Raw genomic sequence first — 16,197 nt, forward strand, 5'->3', positions numbered from 1 at the left:
CATGAATCCAAAATGATAATCTTTCCCCTTAGATTTACTTACCTTGGGAAAAAACCGGAGTTTGAGGATGGCTCGTCTTTCACATATAAATGAGCCGTATCCCCCATCCCCTTACATCGGAAATAAGCCTCACCCTCTATCCTCTCTTCTGTCTCCAGTGTGGTGACCGATGAAGGTGCCAGGAAAAAACCATGCCACAGCAATGGGGCCGGGATTCCAAGCAAATGGGACAGCATAACGCAGATCACACCAAAATGGCAGAACAGAACGATGGTATCGTCACTCCCCGGAACCGCCCGGTACATTCCGCCTTCTCTCTGATACCCATGTTTCTTTAATATTTCATCAAGCCCGGCAGCTACTTTTTCATATTCTTCTTTTACAGGCCCTGTTTTCATTCTCTCATTTTCAAACCATAAATCCCTGTCATAAAGCTCATTTTGGTTTGTCCAGTAACCGGGCATAAAATCCCAGGGTATGGTTTTGGTTTCACCAGCCCCGTTATCAACCGGCGCATGGAATTCTCTGAGCCAGGGTAATATCTCTGCCTCAGCATGTAATGTTTGCAATGTTGCTTTAGCAGTATCCTTTGCTCTTCCAAGAGGTGAGCAGTAAAAAGCGGAAACTGAAAGCTTACTGATCCTTTCGGAAAGCAAATCTGCCTCTTTCCAGCCTTTTTGTGTGAGAGAGTCAATGGAATAGTCTGGTTCCCCGTGTCTTATTAGAATTAGCTTCATACCTGTCCTCTTTTCTGTGCTGATAATAGTCCTTTTTATCATAGCATTTATCATAAACAAACACAATGAAACCTAGCTGAATTGCTGATCGCTTTTATTTTCCAACATAAAGACGGGGCCGCTGCAAAACAGATGATTATTCCTCTATTTTGCAACTGCCCCTGGTATTTTATATTAATACATCAATCAGTTCCCTGACAAGAGAACGAATCATCTCCGCACTGTTTAATTGATCCTCCGTATGCATCATCAGCAGCGAGGCTTTGATATCCTCACCGGCTGCCTCTCTCTGAATTAAGTCTGCGTGAATTCTATGAGCCTCTGAGAAATAGGCATCGCCTTCCTCTAATTTCTTAAAGGCTTCCTCCTTTGAACCGCTTTTCACACACTGAAGTGCCTCAAATGCGGCTGATTTTGCCATTCCCGCATTGCTGATCAGTGTAACTGCAGTCATTTCTAAATTTTCCATTATGTGTACTCCTTCATGCTCCTGTGTTGTTTACAAATTCAGTATTTTTAAGGCCTGATCTAAAATAGAAGCACCGTTCATGGTTCCATAACTTCTCATATCCATTACTTCTACCGGTATCTTTCCCTCTACCAGCTTGTCTACCTGAGGTTTCTGGAATTTTACCTGCGGCCCTAATAAAATAATATCCAATGTATCAATCAAGTCCTTGCACTCTGAAATCGGCCGGGCATTGATTTCTGCCTCCAGGCCTCTTTCCTTTGCGGCATCTCTCATTTTTTTAACAACCATACTTGTGGACATACCAGCATTACACACCAGTAATATATTCAACATAACGTAACCTCCTAAATATTATTAGCCATAGCAAATATCGTAACCTTCTGATAATTATGGATGACTTTGGAGTAGTTAAAAATAGTTCCGTTTGATAAATAAGCAATATCATTGATAATCAATGCCGGATCACCTTCCTGCAAGTGAAGCAGTCCAGCATCCTTTTTGCATAACTTATCGCTGGTAATATATTTATCAGCAAATGAGATATTCATCTTCAGCCCTTCCTGAATGTATTTATAAATCGAGCTTTCAATAATCTCCTTATTCAAATATGGGATAATGTCTTTATTGTAATAAGTATATTCGACTGAATAATAAAAACCATCCACAATCCGCAAGCGCTCAATATAATGCAGCGGCGTACCGACCGCACATTTCATCTGCTCCGCCAGCTTCTCATCCGCCTGGATCTCTTTAAATTCTAGGCATTGGGTGCGTATATCCTTGTCCCCGTAACGGCTGGATAAGCCTCGCTGCAGCGCCAGTGTAAGATAATCGCTACGGTCATGGTTTCTGACAAACATTCCGCTCCCCTGTAATTGATAAACCACTCCATAATTGCACAGGATATCAACCGCATTGCGAATTGTTGCCTTGCTGACTCCAAATCGTTCAACCAACTGTTCCTCTGTCGGAAGCTTTCCGACAGAGTTATATAATCCTTCTTCAATTTCCTTAAGTAATATGTTCGCTATTTTTTTATATTTTACCATGTTGATTCCCTCAATTAACTTTCTTTTTCCTTACTATCTAAAATACTATATAATACCATTAATTTCAAGCAAGGGAACATGATATACCAACTGGTTTATTTATTTCTCTTCTTTCAAAAACAGATCATCCTGCATTTTTACAAATGGTAAATATACAATTACAGAATAGACAAGTATCACAAGCTGCGTGATTGCCCCCCGAATGCCTCCCAGCAAAAATCCTCCGATAATCGGCGGAGTAGTCCACGGCAGTATCAAACCACCGAATGGCTGCATAAATCCGAAGCGGATGGCACAATAAGTAATAATTACCGCACCGACCGGAACCAGAATAAACGGAACCAGCATGATAGGGTTTAACACAATCGGAAGACCAAAAATCACCGGTTCATTTACATTAAACAGGCCTGGTACAAAAGACATCCGGCAAATGCTTTTCATCTGCTGGGAACGAGCCACGATAAACGCTGCAATAATCAGTCCAAGAGTAATCCCGGTTCCTCCAAACTTCGCAAAGTTTTCAGTGAACTGCTTGGTGATGATCTTTGCATTTTCATTGGCAACCAAAGTCTGTCCGGCATCTAAAATCGCCTGATTGGACATCGCATTGGCAAGAAGTAAGGAGGATACAATTCCATTGACAATATTCGGTCCATGCATACCAACCCAGAACAGCAGCGACATCAGCAAAATAATGATAATTCCTCCTGGAAGGCTGTCTGATAAGGACTGCAGCGGTGCCTGGATTACTTTAAAAATAATCTCTGTCAATGATAACCCGGCAACCATTTTGCATATCTGATATGCGGCCATGGAAATCAGCATGATAACGAAACCAGGAATTAATGCTGCAAATGCATTGCTGACACCTTCCGGAACGCCATCCGGCATCTTGAAAACAATTTTTCTTTTAATAAAAAAGGTAAAGATCCTGGGCATCGTAATTCCGATGATAATCGCTGAGATTACCCCGTTCCCATTGACCCACGCTTTGGGGATTACACCATTTACTACATCACCATTCTGTGAAACAACTGATGAATTTGTAATAATCAAAAAGGATACAAGACAAAGCAGGCTGCAGGAAATCGCATCCACACCTTCGTTTTTGGCAAAGGTATAGGAAATGCCGAGAACCGCAATAATTGCCATAATGTCAAAGGTACAGGCGGAAACCTGCTTTAAGCCAATGTTCCAGCTCTCTCCGAAGATGTTTGTCATAATTCCGGCCCAATTGCTGATTGGGAAATTGGCAATCAACAAAAAGATGGAACCAACCAAGGTGATCGGCATGATGTACATGGCGCCATCTTTTAAAGCCATAACTGTTTTAAAATTGGAAAACACCACCAGCTTTTCCGTAAACTTATCTAAGAATTTATTCATTATAACTCCCTCCCTATAATGCTTCTCCTCTGGAAGCGATCACTTGCTGATACCAATAAAATGACGCTTTTTTCTTTCGTTCCAGGTTATTCTTATGATCCACATAAATAAAACCGTATTGCTTTTCATACCCATTCAGCCAGCTAAGTAAATCGATAACTGACCATGCGAAATACCCCTTTAAATGAATTCCTCCTGCAATGGCTTTTTTCACCACAGCCAGATGTTCCTCGATATATTTAATACGTGGAATGTCCATAATCTCTCCATCGATTATTGGATCCACATCTCCGAGGCCGTTCTCTGTAATATACAGTTTAATATCACCATAATTTTCCTTGAGCTGCTGTAGCCCACTTAAGAAGCCTTCCGGTGAAACTTCCCAGCCCCATTTGGTATATCGCCCATCATCCAGTTTAACCGTCTGATAAACTCCGTCAAAAGAGACCTGTCCAACACCACCGGTACTTGCAACCCTTGACAAATCTGCATCCGACTCACCTTCGATCAGGACAACCCGTTTCGGCTGATAATAATTCAGCCCCATAAAATCATTGAATGGGACAGCTTTGCGGAGCAGTTCCTGTTCCTCCCCCGTAATTTCAAACATTACCTGGCGATCTTTTAAAATATCAAGACAGTACTGGGGATACCCCCCTTTTAATACCGGGTCATAGAAGAACGCAGTTTCAAAATAGTTGGCATGTGCAGCTGCCTTTTTGCTGCTCTCCCGCTCATCGGCAGGAAAAGCCGGTGCTAACACATGAGTGATTCCAATCTCTCCGTACTGTTTAAGCGACTTATATAATAACACGGTCTTCGCATGGCTGACCATAACATTATGGATTGCCTGGAAATACTTCTTCTGGCATTGTCTGATTCCCGGCGGATGAGCTCCGGTCATATACCCAAGCCTGGTAAAAACAATGGTTTCGTTAAACGTAATCCAATGCTTTACCCGATCCCCAAAAGCTTGAAAGCAAACTTTTGCATACTGAAGAAACGCATCAATGGTTCCCTTATTGCACCAGCCGCCCTGCTCTTCAAGATACTGCGGAAGATCCCAGTGATACAATGTTACAAATGGAACAATACCATAAGACAGGCATTCATCAATCAACTGATTATAGAAATCGAGTCCTTTCTGATTAACCTTACCGTCATTGTGAGGAAAGATTCTTGTCCAGGAAACCGAGAAACGATAAGATTCTAATCCCATCTCTGCCATCAGCTTTATATCTTCCTTAAATCGGTGATAATGGTCTACAGCAACATCTCCGTTTGTTCCGTTCAAAGTCTTGCCCTCTATTTTAGAAAATACATCCCAGTTTGATAATCCTTTGCCGTCTTCATCGAAAGCCCCTTCTACCTGATAAGCCGCTGATGCCGCACCAAATAGAAAATCTTTCGGAAATTTCATAATGCGTCCTCCTAAGTCATTATTACTTTTTAAATTCATACGTATGATTTCGAATTATAACAATCATTTTATTCACTGTCAAGTTTATCTTCTCTGCCAGGATTAGAATTTATGAATTATAGACAAATAATATTTTAAACTATATACACTTTGCACAAACGAAAAAGGGTAAACAAAACCCTGATGGTTAAACGAAGAAATAAAAATCCGTGTTTAACCATCAGGGCATTTTGTTTACTTATTAAATTAATCATAGAATGCATAAAAACTGAATCACTTACTGCCGGTCTAACGATTCCACCACCTGATCTATAAGCCCGCAACAGAAAAGTGTTCTTTCAGCCATCATAACCGGGCTCTCCGTCAGGCCCTGTCTGATGCATTTTTCCGCATGTGCTAACTCATATTTCATTTCAAAATCAACCGTTCTCTCAATCAGCTCAACACCCTGGTCGGTATGTACTTCGCAGCGGTCCGCCTTCCAGTATTCATTGGTTTTTATAAACCCCTTTTCAAAATAAAAAACAGCAAAGCTTTCTGCCGGCCCTCGCATGGAAATACGGCTGCTGATCAGAACATCATCCATTTTTATATTAAAGCTGACAGAGTCCTGAACTCCTGTCTTCCCCCTGGTTCCTAGTGCCTGCACGATTACATCGGCAGGCTCCAGAAGATAATCTAGATATTCAAAGGTATAGGAAGCGCTGCCATAGACAACTCCCCCCTGATCCTTTTCATGCATCCAGGAAGCCTTTGGGCTTTGAAAGGAGGCACTCATATTTACTTGATGGAGTTTTCCTAACATTCCTGAATCAATATACGTTTTAATCAAATCAGTAACAGGTAGAAAAAGGCTCTTTTGCATCTCCATTACAAACAACCCTTTTTCCTTCGCCAGCTGAAAGATTTCTTTTGCCTGTGATTTTGACAGGGTAAATGGTTTCTCACATAATACATGCTTTCCGTAATTCAAAGCTTGCTCCATTTCATGAAAATGCTCCCGGTTTATTGTGGTGATATACACAACCGTTATCTCCGGGTCTTGATAAAGCTCTTCATAAGAACCATAAGCCTTTTCAATATTATTTTCCTGGCAGAACGCCCTGGCTCTGTCAAGTGATCTTGACGCCACCGCAGTTACCGATCCTCCATTAGCCCTCACTGCACCGATAAATCGTTTTCCGATGGCAGCCGTTGATATAATTCCATAGTTTATTTTCATAGTAAGCTCCTCTGGATTTATTATTTTATGGCTCCAGCATCACACTTTTGCTCCCCCTTGCGCCGTATACCAAGAAGATCAGCGTTATTTTTACACTGACAGCGCTTTTATAACCCATTCGGTCGAATAGTTATCAGCCTCGGCTGGGTATTTATAATTCAACTTTTCTGCAATTACTACAGCTATTGACCTGAATAAATCCATAGTTGCTAACAGTGAATTTTTAACGTCATTTTTTTCATAATGAGCATAGCAGTCCGAAAGTTTTTGAATGATCCAATCTTCCGCCCATTCCTCGATGAAACGGCCATTGTGCCAAGTATTATATTTCAGCCCATTTAATACGTGGGCATAACACTCTATCAGGGTTAGCAGTTTCCACATCATATAGTTATCAACACATGATTTCGCCGTCCATAATTCGCCTCGCATTAATTTCTTTGCTGTCCAAATGGCATGATACCAAAAATCGTTTACCACATTGCTAAAATCATGTTCCGATAATAGAACGTAAAGCGAATTTTCTGCAGAAAGTGGTGGTAACATATGTTCAATGCCAATCTTATCGATTAAAATGCGATATCCACTTTTCAATATGCCAATCTCACCACTTTTTACAGCGTTTTCCAATTGGCTCTTTGAAAGAATAACTAAATCTACGTCAAGTGCATCATCAAAAAGTATCCTTCTTTCTTTAGCGCCGCCAATTGTATTTTCAATAAAAGAAATATGGAAACGCCCAATCTGCTCAAGCCACTGATTTGATTGCAGGAAAATGTCGGGATTATCGACGATCATAACAATATCAAGATCGGAAAACTCGTCTGCCGGGTGGTCGTTTCTAGTCCAGGAACCAATAATCATAGCTGCATATAATCCGTCACTTTTATTTCCCCAGAGTACAAAGTTGTTAATGATATTTTCATACCGATTCATACTTATCCCCTCTCACTTTTGCTCCGTTCAACACATTCACCTATTGCGTTTATCTGCTTATGCTATCCGGTGTTTACTCTTGTCCTCATTCTACCACAATCAGGAAATATCTGCCATTCTATTGTGGAAACTATTAATCGGAGCAGATCAAGCAGACTTCCATTTGCCTGGACGATTGGGACAGCAAGAGGTATCAAGATTTCACTTATAACGCATTTTCTTCAGAAATAATCTGACCGCCTTTGCTTCATCTTCCGGAACGCTTCCACCCCTTCCGATCCGGTCGCAAAGTCCAAGGAGAGCAACTTCACCGATATCGGTCTCCCGCTTCATTCCATCAACATCCCCAAAAGGAAGTCCGTCTGTCACATACAAAATGTGCATATGATAACGGACCAGTTTTGCGACTTCCCTGATCCATTTGGCATCAGTGGAAAAACAGGACAAAAAGTCTTCTGTGAGATGTTCTCCCTCAGCATCATGGTTATATGCGGTAATTTTCTCCTTTCGGATTTTCGTTACTGCCGGTTTGCCGATATCATGAAGCAGTGCCGCCCACATCAAAGTCCGGGCATCTTTACTCTTCACCTTCTGTTCTGCTGCCTGATCCACTACCATCATCGTATGATTCCATACGCTTCCTTCCGGATGAAACCGTTTTGACTGCGGGGTTTCCTTCATCTTCCCAAGCATGGAAAACGGGTAATCCAAAAACCATGGTTCCCTGCTGATTTGCTCCAGATATTCCGATGGACGTTCATCATGGAGCAAATGATGATCCATCTGCCGGAATAGTTCTTCCATATTTTTATTTTCTTCTGCCATAACATCTGCCTTTCTGTCGATTGATTACTATTGAAATATCCAGTTTGCGCTAATATCTATTATTTCAAATAATTACTGAAATAAACAACATTCTCATTTACGGCAGCTGCAGACGAAATCCTTCCACATGCAGACCATAAAACGGGTTGCTGACAAAAAAACGGCGACAGACTCCATAAAATGGTAGCCGATCGCCGTTTTATCACTTTTCCTGCATTTATAGTTTTTGTTCCACAAAATGATCCGTATACTTATCCCAATACTCTATATACGTTCTCTCATCTTTTCCGTCAAAATTAAGCTGATACATTCGAAATGTAACAGGGATATTTTTTGGCTGCCACTGTTCCACATAGGAGTATTTGTAGACCATGCCTAGCTTTTTCATTACTTCGCCGCTTCGAGGATTATTCACATCATGGGTGGCTGTAATATAAGGATATCCTGCATCTATGATTTTTTTCATTACCGCTTTTGCCGCTTCTGTGACAATCCCTCTATGCCAGAATTCCTTTTTTAGTCCATAACCAAAATCGTGGCTTTCGCTCTCACTCAGGCAGACATATCCAATCGGCTTGTTATCTTCTTTCAGGCAGATAGCATATCGATAGGCGCTAGACTTGCTATCATATGTTAAAAATCTATCAGTTAAAAATGTCAGTGCTTCCTCAGTAGTACTTAACGGAAACCAAGGAAGAAAAACATTCACTTCCTTATCGCTCATAATTTCAAAAAAATCATTTACATCTTCTGGTGTAAATTTTCGTAAAATTAACCGGTGTGTTTCTATAACCGGTGAGTTTTCATTAACCATCTGATTCCCCCACTCAAATATCTCTTTTTCTGCTTTCTAAGTATCATAGCCCTAAAAAGCGTCTCTCTTTACTCATCTTACTATATTGGCACAAACATTACAATTCTAATTATCCCATATTGGAAGCATCGAGGCCGGAAGGATATAGGGGATTCCCTTTCCATGGATTAGATTGAAGACAGCAGAATCATGATCAGTCATTTAAGAAAAGTAATTGCACACTGAAATGGTTATGTTACCATAGTGACATGGGACAATCGTGTCACTGCAAGGGCGTTGGCCTTCCATTCATAAAGATGGAGGGTTAGCCTTCCATCGTACATAGATGGGAGGTGAAGCATGATGAATTTTGACTTTAAAGACCTTATGGCTTTTGGTATGTTCATTATTGCATTACTTACCTTTATTTTCGTTAATTGTAAGTAGCGTTTTTCTATAAAGTCCCAGTAATGGGCAATAGAAAATCCCCCTTGTATACTTGGTCGGTATCGGGGGATTTCTATCTTCTTATTGGCCAACCCCTTGTATTGGGGCGGTTGTTCTTTTTGTAATTCTAATATAGCATATCTGGCAACTGGATTCAAGAAAGATTTACTCAAGGAGTAATAAAAGCGTATAAATTTACTCAAGGCGTATTGGCTCAATGAGTTTAATCGGAAATTTTCCGGATATAAATTCCATTCATTTTCTTTCTCTTTCTCAGAAACTCCTCATTGTTCCGACTGGGATGGATCCTGTTCGTCAGCAGAACAAAACCTTTTCTGCCCTTCAAATCCATCAAAATAGAAGTACCTGTAAAGCCAGTATGATAAAGCGTATCCTTTCCATACTCCTTGCTCCAACCCAGAGTGCGTTCAAACTTAATCGTACTGCAAAGCTTTTCAAACGTCTCTTCTCCAAATAAAAGCCGGGAATGTTCCAGATAGGCTTTAACAAATTTCACCACATCTTCCAATGTAGAAAACAAACCGGCACTGCCGCATTGCCCCAGCAGATGAGCCTTCGAGTCATGAACTTCTCCGCAGATACAGCCTCTTTTCTCCGTGCATTCCGTCGGGATGCATCGCTCCCTGCTGCCCTGAACCAGATAGGAGGTATCCATCATCCCAAGTGGGTTAAAAATATGCTCCCGGAAGGTCTCCTCAAGAGTAGTTTCATCCAGATTCTCAACGATCTCTCCCAACAGGATAAAACCCACATCCGAATATAGGAAACCTTCCCCGGATTCTCTTTCCCTTGGTGTGGTAAAGAGATATTCCAGAAGATTTTCCCGGCTCCAGCTTTCTTTGTTCCGGATCTCGGCAGGAAGGCCGCTTGAATGAAGCAGAAGGTGTTCCACCGTGACATCCCCATAGGAAAACCGGTTCAGGATCTCTTTTACCGGAGTAGAAAGGCTTATCACTCCTTTTTCCACCAGTTGAAGGATCCGGGTAGTTGTTCCAATCACCTTAGTCAGGGAAGCAAGGTCATAATACATACCTGCTTCCACATTCTGGTCACAATAGGGAACCACCGCCCCTTGCTTTCCGGCATACTTTAGGCGGATTCCCTGATCACTGACAAAGCCCCAGCTGGCTCCCCAGATCACCTGGTCCCGAACAAGCTGCTCTGCCATTTCATCCAAAACCGTCTCATTTTTATCATTCCAGGCTCTTATCATATGACTAAACTCCGTTTTTCACAGCTGCAATGGCTTCCCTTACCTGACCGCCGGATTCTAAAAGGGCTTCCCTGGCCTGATCCTTACTGCAGCTGCATTCAATCATCACGATGGCAGCAGCCACATCCTTATCGGCCTCATAAAGCACTTTGAGAGCCAGTTCTTCTTTCGCACCTGTTAGTTCCATGATCATCTTAACCGCCCGCTTCACAAGCTTTTCGTTGGTGGGCTGCACATGAACCATATAGTTCCGGTATACCTTTCCAAGCCTTATCATGGCTCCGGTGGAAAGCATATTAACTACCATTTTCTGAGCAGTTCCTGCCTTCATTCTGGTAGATCCGTTGATTACCTCTGGTCCCACTACCGGGGCAATGGATATATCCGCGATCTTTGCCATGGTACTGTCCTGATTGCAGGTTACGGAAATGGTAAAGGCACCTGTCTGTTTTCCGAATTCCAGGGCTGCCTTTGTGTAGGGAGTCCTTCCGCTGGCAGCAATGCCGATCACACAATCATCGGCCGTAAGCTTCACCCGTTTTAAGTCCTCCACTGCCAGTTCTTCTGAATCCTCAGCCCCCTCCACCGCTGTATACATGGCCTCATCACCGCCTGCAAGAAGGCCAAAGGCCCTGGTCGGTGATACGCTGTAAGTGGGAGTCAGTTCCACCGCATCCAGTGTGCCCATCCGGCCGGAAGATCCTGCACCGCAATAAATGATCCGGCCGCCTTTTTTGAAACGCTCCACAATCGCATCCACTGCTTCCGCGATTTGGGGAAGCACCTTTTCTATGGCTTCCGCCACTTTTTTGTCTTCATTATTTATTAATGTAACGATGTCCAATGATTCCAGCCTGTCAATGTTACGGGTAGCTTCATTGATTGATTCCGTTGTAAGCTTTTCTATATTGCACATAAAACTCCTCTATTTTTTTATTTTCAGCCCTGCTACCATCTTTCTGGTTTTGATCAGTTCCACTTCATAATGCTCTAAATTTTCCTGAATTACTCCCATATAAAGAAGATCTGCCATCATGATGGAGGTATGAAGAGAGGTAAACGCACCGATCCGCATGACCTTTTCGTTGTCCGGCACATGGAGGCATATATCTGCAATATCCTGAAGGGGAGAATCTCTTCTTCGGGTAACCGCTATGATCGATGCTCCCTGTTTTTCTGCAATCCCACAGGCATAAAGAACTTCCTGGGACTGCCCGCTGTAGGAGAATGCGATCACTACATCCCGTTTATCAATGTAGTTGAAAAATTCCACCATCATATTGATATCCTGGTAAAAATTCGCATTTAAGTCGGCCCGCTTCAGTTTATGGAACAGATCATAAGCAGGCAGCGAGGAACTTCCGATCCCCACCAGATAAATGCGCCGGGCTTTCTTTATTTTGTTGATAGCTTTTTTTAATGCATCTTTATTCAGCTGATAGAAAAAATCCTGAAATGCCGCATCCACCAGGGCATCCATTTTTCGGCACAGCGTATCTAAGTCATCTTCCTTGGAAATAATGGGGTCTACCATATCTTCCTTATCATTTTGGGCATCGGTTGCAGCAAGTGCCAATTTAAAACCTTCCAACCCATCAAAGCCAAGTTTTTGAACATAACGGATCACAGAGGCGGAAGATACCCCGCTTTTTCCTGCAATATCCACTGCCGTCATCCCAAGACAGTTTTTGGTGTCTGACAATACAAAATCTGAGAGTTTCTTCTCTGCCTTACTCATTTCATTGTATTGTTCTCTTATCTTCAACCGTACTGATTCCATTCCGCCTCCTCCTGCATCCGATTAATTTTTACAGCATGTTTACGATTGACTGGTCCGACTCATTGGGCAGCATCTGAGCCGTAACACTCACTCCAAGCTGTATCATTTCCCGGATATCCTTTTCATCGTCTTCTGTCAGGTTCACTGATTTTTTAATGGGTCTGCTTCCTTCTCTTTTTGCCACATTTCCCACATTAAAAGCCTTGATCGGAACTTCAGAACGGATCAGCGTTGCCATATCCGTTACATTCTTTGTTATAAGAAAAACCTTATCCTCTTCGTAAGCCTTTTCTGCAAATTTTTCAGCAGCCCGTTTTAAAGACAGGATGGAAAGCTTTACTCCTGCCGGTTTTGCCATCTTAAGGCCTGCAATAATCAGTTCATCTTTTACCGCTTCGTCGTTAACCACAATGATCCGGGACGCTCCTACGGTATTGGTCCAAACCATAGCCACCTGACCATGAATCAGTCTCTCATCTACTCTCGCATGAACAATTGCCATGAATCTTTCTCCTTTTCTTCTTCCTATTCTTCCAGCTCACATGCATCATCCGATATATGAAAATACGTCATATGCTGTTTTCCCATCTCCAGGGAGGCATCTAGAAGCTCTCGGATATCTGAAATCATTCCCCTGGACATGTAGGCATGAAGGACCAGAGGAAGGTTGATGCCTCCGATTACCTCCATATTTTCATGGATACCGGACATTTTCAGTCTGGAAGCCATATTAAAGGGCGAACCTCCCGTCAGATCCGCAAGCACTGCCACCGCTTCACAGTCTTTAAGCCTCCGGATCCCTTCCTTCAGCTTTTCTGTCAGAAGTTCCGTGGAATCCTCCGCTTTAAAATCAACAGCTTCATAATATTCCGTCTCTCCAGCCAGCAGCTTTAACCCGCTGGTTAAACCAGAGGCAAATTCACCATGGCCGGTTACTATGATTCCAATCATACCACTATTTCCTTTCCTGTTTCAACTTCCTTTTTTAAAATAAACCAGCCACAAAGGTCAGCATGGATTGCAGATTGCCAAGTACCATACCCAAACCGATGAGAATAAAAATCAATTTTGTAGAATTCACCTTTTTCTTCCCAAGGAGCCAGTATGAAAATACTACGATACCAAGAGGAAGCAGGGAAGGCATGATTTTATCCAACATATCCTGAAGGGCAAAGGTTACTTCTCCCATGGTAAACTGCAGATCCGTACGGTATTTGATTACAGAAGGGATCAGTGCTCCTACCACAGTCAATCCCAGGATGCTGGCCGCCTCTGTAATAGGAGAAATTTTATCCGCAAACCCGGTTGCAAGCTTTCGTCCGGACTGATAGCCGATGCAGGTAAATTTATATCGTATCCATAATACCCCCGCACATGCAATGAGAGGTATGATAAGTCCAATGGGATTCCCCTGCATGGCAATATAAGACGCGATAGAGAACACGATTGCTCGGTAAATGGCGATGAATAACGTATCACCGACTCCTGCAAACGGTCCCATAAGCCCGGTCTTTAAACCGGTAATGGCCTCCTCCGCCTCAATTCCTAACTCTTCCTCCAGCGCCATATCGGCACCAACGATCAGATGAGACATTGCCGGAGTAGTGTTAAAATAACCCAGATGCATCTTCAGTGCACGTTTCATCTTTTCGGGATCATTGGAGTACAACCTCTTTAAAACCGGCATGATGACATAGGCATATCCAAGGCCCTGCATCTTTTCATAATTCCAGCCAAACTGTAAAGTAAACAGATTGCGCAGATATACTTTTTTGATATCGCTTTTTTCCAATTTCACGCTTCCTGTCTGGTTTTTGTCAGCCATCGATTTCTACCTCCTCATCATCCAAAGTCTGCACTGCTGCCCGCTCTCTTGCTCTCGAAAGATGAAGAGCAGCCAGTGCCAGGCCGATCAATGCGGCCGCCATAACGGTAAACGTAGCGCCTCCAAAGGCAATCAGCACGAATCCGATGATAAAATACGGATAGTATTTTTTAATGGGCAGATAGCGCATCAGTATGGCCATACCCATTGCAGGAAGAATGGCACCCGCGGTTTTAAGTCCTGTCATAAACCAGGCCGGGATAATGGCATTTACTCCATTAACAACTGCCTCTCCAAAAATCAGTCCCAATGCGACCGGAATCACCCTGGAAAGGACCCAGGGCAGCAGTCCCAGTAAATTTGCCCGCTCCACTCCTTTGTAATCCGCATTTTCCGCACAGCGGTCTGCGTAATGCTGAAAGAATGAGTTGGTCATCCTTCCCAGAATGTCCATCTGAGTTAACAGCAATCCGATGGGAATAGCCAGTCCGATTCCATATTCTGCCCCCTGTCCGGAAATAATTGCATAAGCGGTACCCATAATTGCTCCTGATAAATAATCCGGAACCGTGGCACCCCCATAAGTAGCAACTCCCAATGTCATCAGCTGCAATGTCGCACCAACAATCAGACCTGTTGGCAAATCCCCCAATAATGCCCCGGTAATTACAGCCGCAAATAACGGGGTATACAATCCGCATTGAATGGAAATCTGATCAACCACAGCAATCACGGTATACAGAATCAATGCAATAACAACCAACAAAGAAACTCCCTGCATGTTTTACCTCCTTTTCATGCCTCTTGCCTATTCACTATATAGGCAATGTGTATGACTTTTCATAGTATAAGCGCTTATATTTAGTATTATAGCATGTATGTAACCATTTTACAATATAATAATTAAAATAGTTTTAAATGTAATAGCGTTACATTATTTAATAAAGTAATATGTTATTTAAAGAAATGAAAGGTCTTATTTACGTGTTCTTTTGGGAGGAGGATAAACCAAAATGTGATTGGCACCACTATGTAAGAAGACAAAAAACAAGGTACCGACCGTCCGGGCCAATACCTTGTTATTTTGTTTAACCGTCAAATTGAAATAAAATGATTCTTAATTGTATCTAACCGATCAAGAATTAGATGTTTCAAGCTAACAGGACTAATTGAGATGATCCTTTCACCATAAATTGTGAAATAATCTGCGATAAAGGGTTCTTCCCCTTTGTTATAAAAACCTCTTATATAATATCTCCCATTTTCCTGAAACAGCTCCATAGATGGATAATGCTCTTTATAGAAAACATCCACGCCTTTGGCATTAACACCAACCTCGAAGTCAATGGAATCATGATCCCGAAACATTTCTTTCGGAGAAATAAGAAATTCAGAAAGCGGCTTTGCTATATATTTATCGCAGGGCTGCACAGAATGAATTTTATCACAGCGGAACACTTGCGGCTTTTCCGTTTGAAAATTGTATGCCGTTGCATACCACTGTCCATAGGCAGAGGTTATATCAAAGAACTGAACATAATACTGCTTTTCCATCTCCCCCTTTGTATAGTGGATTTCACACACGTTTTCATCAACCGCCATTTGCAGAATATCTTGCAAGCAATCGCATTCATTCTTGCTTTTATAACTCCCCAAACTAAAAATCAATTCCATCTTACGTAGTTTATTGATTCGTTCATCTGATATACACCCTTCAAATTTTTGCTTTAATTTTTGTACGTTCAAGTGAAAAGGCGTCGATTGATAGGCATTAAGCGTCTGCATGGCAAAATACAACGCGTGAACCTCATCAATCGAAAATACAATAGGGGATAATAATCGATTGGGAAGTATACCATAATATCCGTTCCGCCCAGACTTCGAGTAAATCGGCATGCCGATTTCTTCTAAGGACTGGATATCCCGAAGTGCTGTACTTTTAGAAATAGAATATCTGTCCATAATGCTTTTGAGACTGAAAAACTTTTTATCGTTTAAGTATATCATCATATCATTCAGCCGTTCTGATTTTTTCATGGATTTTTCCTCTTTCTGATTAAATGGTTTCACA

The 16,197-nt window shown here is 42.1% G+C and carries 19 protein-coding genes; 1 reads left to right on the forward strand and 18 read right to left on the reverse strand.

All coding sequences use genetic code 11. The features are described 5' to 3' along the window. Positions 1 to 38 precede the first annotated feature (38 nt). From ACHZES_RS07945 to ACHZES_RS07990, 10 genes are all read right to left on the reverse strand, one after another. Positions 39 to 737: a histidine phosphatase family protein gene (locus ACHZES_RS07945; RefSeq protein ID WP_395548337.1), complete on the reverse strand. Its 699-nt coding sequence runs from the start codon at positions 735 to 737 to the stop codon at positions 39 to 41. Between the two features lie 169 nt (positions 738 to 906). After that, positions 907 to 1,206: a PTS lactose/cellobiose transporter subunit IIA gene (locus tag ACHZES_RS07950; RefSeq protein WP_395548336.1), complete on the reverse strand. Its 300-nt coding sequence runs from the start codon at positions 1,204 to 1,206 to the stop codon at positions 907 to 909. Positions 1,207 to 1,236: 30 nt separating this feature from the next. Then, positions 1,237 to 1,542, reverse strand: a complete 306-nt coding sequence (locus tag ACHZES_RS07955) for a PTS sugar transporter subunit IIB (RefSeq protein WP_395548335.1) — start codon at positions 1,540 to 1,542, stop codon at positions 1,237 to 1,239. An 11-nt stretch (positions 1,543 to 1,553) separates the two neighbouring features. After that, positions 1,554 to 2,258, reverse strand: coding sequence for a GntR family transcriptional regulator (locus ACHZES_RS07960; RefSeq protein ID WP_154521800.1), 705 nt, complete (start codon positions 2,256 to 2,258; stop codon positions 1,554 to 1,556). 99 nt (positions 2,259 to 2,357) lie between these two features. Beyond that, positions 2,358 to 3,644 (reverse strand): PTS sugar transporter subunit IIC, encoded by a 1,287-nt coding sequence (locus ACHZES_RS07965; RefSeq protein ID WP_395548334.1) that lies wholly within the window; start codon positions 3,642 to 3,644, stop codon positions 2,358 to 2,360. Between the two features lie 13 nt (positions 3,645 to 3,657). Beyond that, positions 3,658 to 5,064, reverse strand: coding sequence for a GH1 family beta-glucosidase (locus ACHZES_RS07970; RefSeq protein WP_395548333.1), 1,407 nt, complete (start codon positions 5,062 to 5,064; stop codon positions 3,658 to 3,660). A gap of 277 nt (positions 5,065 to 5,341) precedes the next feature. Then, positions 5,342 to 6,286: a Gfo/Idh/MocA family protein gene (locus ACHZES_RS07975; RefSeq protein WP_395548332.1), complete on the reverse strand. Its 945-nt coding sequence runs from the start codon at positions 6,284 to 6,286 to the stop codon at positions 5,342 to 5,344. 90 nt (positions 6,287 to 6,376) lie between these two features. After that, positions 6,377 to 7,222: an aminoglycoside 6-adenylyltransferase gene (locus tag ACHZES_RS07980; protein ID WP_395548331.1), complete on the reverse strand. Its 846-nt coding sequence runs from the start codon at positions 7,220 to 7,222 to the stop codon at positions 6,377 to 6,379. Positions 7,223 to 7,423: 201 nt separating this feature from the next. Then, positions 7,424 to 8,047 (reverse strand): HD domain-containing protein, encoded by a 624-nt coding sequence (locus ACHZES_RS07985; RefSeq protein WP_038279078.1) that lies wholly within the window; start codon positions 8,045 to 8,047, stop codon positions 7,424 to 7,426. A gap of 217 nt (positions 8,048 to 8,264) precedes the next feature. Further along, positions 8,265 to 8,861 carry a GNAT family N-acetyltransferase gene (locus ACHZES_RS07990; RefSeq protein ID WP_038279081.1) on the reverse strand — a complete coding sequence of 199 codons (597 nt, stop codon included), beginning with the start codon at positions 8,859 to 8,861 and terminating at the stop codon, positions 8,265 to 8,267. A 378-nt stretch (positions 8,862 to 9,239) separates the two neighbouring features. Between ACHZES_RS07990 and ACHZES_RS07995 the strand changes: the two genes are divergently transcribed. Beyond that, on the forward strand, positions 9,240 to 9,287 hold the full coding sequence (locus ACHZES_RS07995) for a hypothetical protein (protein WP_242843070.1): 48 nt from the start codon (positions 9,240 to 9,242) through the stop codon (positions 9,285 to 9,287). A 223-nt stretch (positions 9,288 to 9,510) separates the two neighbouring features. Here the strand turns inward: ACHZES_RS07995 and ACHZES_RS08000 are convergent, their stop codons facing one another. The 8 genes from ACHZES_RS08000 to ACHZES_RS08035 all read right to left on the reverse strand — a co-directional run bounded on the left by ACHZES_RS08000 (position 9,511) and on the right by ACHZES_RS08035 (position 16,163). Beyond that, positions 9,511 to 10,521, reverse strand: a complete 1,011-nt coding sequence (locus ACHZES_RS08000) for a serine hydrolase domain-containing protein (RefSeq protein ID WP_395548330.1) — start codon at positions 10,519 to 10,521, stop codon at positions 9,511 to 9,513. A gap of 4 nt (positions 10,522 to 10,525) precedes the next feature. Further along, entirely contained in the window at positions 10,526 to 11,437 is a 912-nt protein-coding gene (gene murQ, locus ACHZES_RS08005; RefSeq protein WP_395548329.1) for an N-acetylmuramic acid 6-phosphate etherase, read from the reverse strand. 9 nt (positions 11,438 to 11,446) lie between these two features. Next, entirely contained in the window at positions 11,447 to 12,301 is an 855-nt protein-coding gene (locus tag ACHZES_RS08010) for a MurR/RpiR family transcriptional regulator (protein WP_038279087.1), read from the reverse strand. A 28-nt stretch (positions 12,302 to 12,329) separates the two neighbouring features. Beyond that, on the reverse strand, positions 12,330 to 12,803 hold the full coding sequence (locus tag ACHZES_RS08015) for a PTS sugar transporter subunit IIB (RefSeq protein ID WP_038279089.1): 474 nt from the start codon (positions 12,801 to 12,803) through the stop codon (positions 12,330 to 12,332). A gap of 23 nt (positions 12,804 to 12,826) precedes the next feature. Then, complete coding sequence (locus tag ACHZES_RS08020) at positions 12,827 to 13,252, reverse strand: PTS sugar transporter subunit IIA (RefSeq protein WP_038279092.1); 426 nt, start codon at positions 13,250 to 13,252, stop codon at positions 12,827 to 12,829. Positions 13,253 to 13,286: 34 nt separating this feature from the next. Continuing rightward, positions 13,287 to 14,126 carry a PTS system mannose/fructose/sorbose family transporter subunit IID gene (locus tag ACHZES_RS08025; protein WP_154521827.1) on the reverse strand — a complete coding sequence of 280 codons (840 nt, stop codon included), beginning with the start codon at positions 14,124 to 14,126 and terminating at the stop codon, positions 13,287 to 13,289. Then, positions 14,119 to 14,907, reverse strand: coding sequence for a PTS mannose/fructose/sorbose/N-acetylgalactosamine transporter subunit IIC (locus ACHZES_RS08030; protein ID WP_395548328.1), 789 nt, complete (start codon positions 14,905 to 14,907; stop codon positions 14,119 to 14,121). The genes ACHZES_RS08025 and ACHZES_RS08030 overlap by 8 nt, the downstream gene beginning before the upstream one ends. Positions 14,908 to 15,221: 314 nt before the next feature. Beyond that, positions 15,222 to 16,163: a helix-turn-helix transcriptional regulator gene (locus ACHZES_RS08035; RefSeq protein ID WP_404820348.1), complete on the reverse strand. Its 942-nt coding sequence runs from the start codon at positions 16,161 to 16,163 to the stop codon at positions 15,222 to 15,224. Positions 16,164 to 16,197: the final 34 nt, after the last annotated feature.

The organism is Lacrimispora sanguinis, assembly GCF_044987295.1.
GTDB lineage: Bacteria > Bacillota > Clostridia > Lachnospirales > Lachnospiraceae > Lacrimispora > Lacrimispora celerecrescens_B.

What these genes read in the sequence shown, in the direction of transcription:
- ACHZES_RS08010 (WP_038279087.1), bottom strand. Translation starts at nt 12,301, where the DNA reads ATGGAATCAGTACGGTTGAAGATAAGAGAACAATACAATGAAATGAGT.
- ACHZES_RS07985 (WP_038279078.1), bottom strand. Translation starts at nt 8,047, where the DNA reads ATGGCAGAAGAAAATAAAAATATGGAAGAACTATTCCGGCAGATGGAT.
- ACHZES_RS07970 (WP_395548333.1), bottom strand. Translation starts at nt 5,064, where the DNA reads ATGAAATTTCCGAAAGATTTTCTATTTGGTGCGGCATCAGCGGCTTAT.
- ACHZES_RS08020 (WP_038279092.1), bottom strand. Translation starts at nt 13,252, where the DNA reads ATGATTGGAATCATAGTAACCGGCCATGGTGAATTTGCCTCTGGTTTA.
- ACHZES_RS07965 (WP_395548334.1), bottom strand. Translation starts at nt 3,644, where the DNA reads ATGAATAAATTCTTAGATAAGTTTACGGAAAAGCTGGTGGTGTTTTCC.
- ACHZES_RS08000 (WP_395548330.1), bottom strand. Translation starts at nt 10,521, where the DNA reads ATGATAAGAGCCTGGAATGATAAAAATGAGACGGTTTTGGATGAAATG.
- ACHZES_RS07975 (WP_395548332.1), bottom strand. Translation starts at nt 6,286, where the DNA reads ATGAAAATAAACTATGGAATTATATCAACGGCTGCCATCGGAAAACGA.
- ACHZES_RS07990 (WP_038279081.1), bottom strand. Translation starts at nt 8,861, where the DNA reads ATGGTTAATGAAAACTCACCGGTTATAGAAACACACCGGTTAATTTTA.
- ACHZES_RS08030 (WP_395548328.1), bottom strand. Translation starts at nt 14,907, where the DNA reads ATGCAGGGAGTTTCTTTGTTGGTTGTTATTGCATTGATTCTGTATACC.
- ACHZES_RS08015 (WP_038279089.1), bottom strand. Translation starts at nt 12,803, where the DNA reads ATGGCAATTGTTCATGCGAGAGTAGATGAGAGACTGATTCATGGTCAG.
- ACHZES_RS07980 (WP_395548331.1), bottom strand. Translation starts at nt 7,222, where the DNA reads ATGAATCGGTATGAAAATATCATTAACAACTTTGTACTCTGGGGAAAT.
- ACHZES_RS07960 (WP_154521800.1), bottom strand. Translation starts at nt 2,258, where the DNA reads ATGGTAAAATATAAAAAAATAGCGAACATATTACTTAAGGAAATTGAA.
- ACHZES_RS07950 (WP_395548336.1), bottom strand. Translation starts at nt 1,206, where the DNA reads ATGGAAAATTTAGAAATGACTGCAGTTACACTGATCAGCAATGCGGGA.
- murQ (WP_395548329.1), bottom strand. Translation starts at nt 11,437, where the DNA reads ATGTGCAATATAGAAAAGCTTACAACGGAATCAATCAATGAAGCTACC.
- ACHZES_RS08025 (WP_154521827.1), bottom strand. Translation starts at nt 14,126, where the DNA reads ATGGCTGACAAAAACCAGACAGGAAGCGTGAAATTGGAAAAAAGCGAT.
- ACHZES_RS07955 (WP_395548335.1), bottom strand. Translation starts at nt 1,542, where the DNA reads ATGTTGAATATATTACTGGTGTGTAATGCTGGTATGTCCACAAGTATG.
- ACHZES_RS08035 (WP_404820348.1), bottom strand. Translation starts at nt 16,163, where the DNA reads ATGAAAAAATCAGAACGGCTGAATGATATGATGATATACTTAAACGAT.
- ACHZES_RS07945 (WP_395548337.1), bottom strand. Translation starts at nt 737, where the DNA reads ATGAAGCTAATTCTAATAAGACACGGGGAACCAGACTATTCCATTGAC.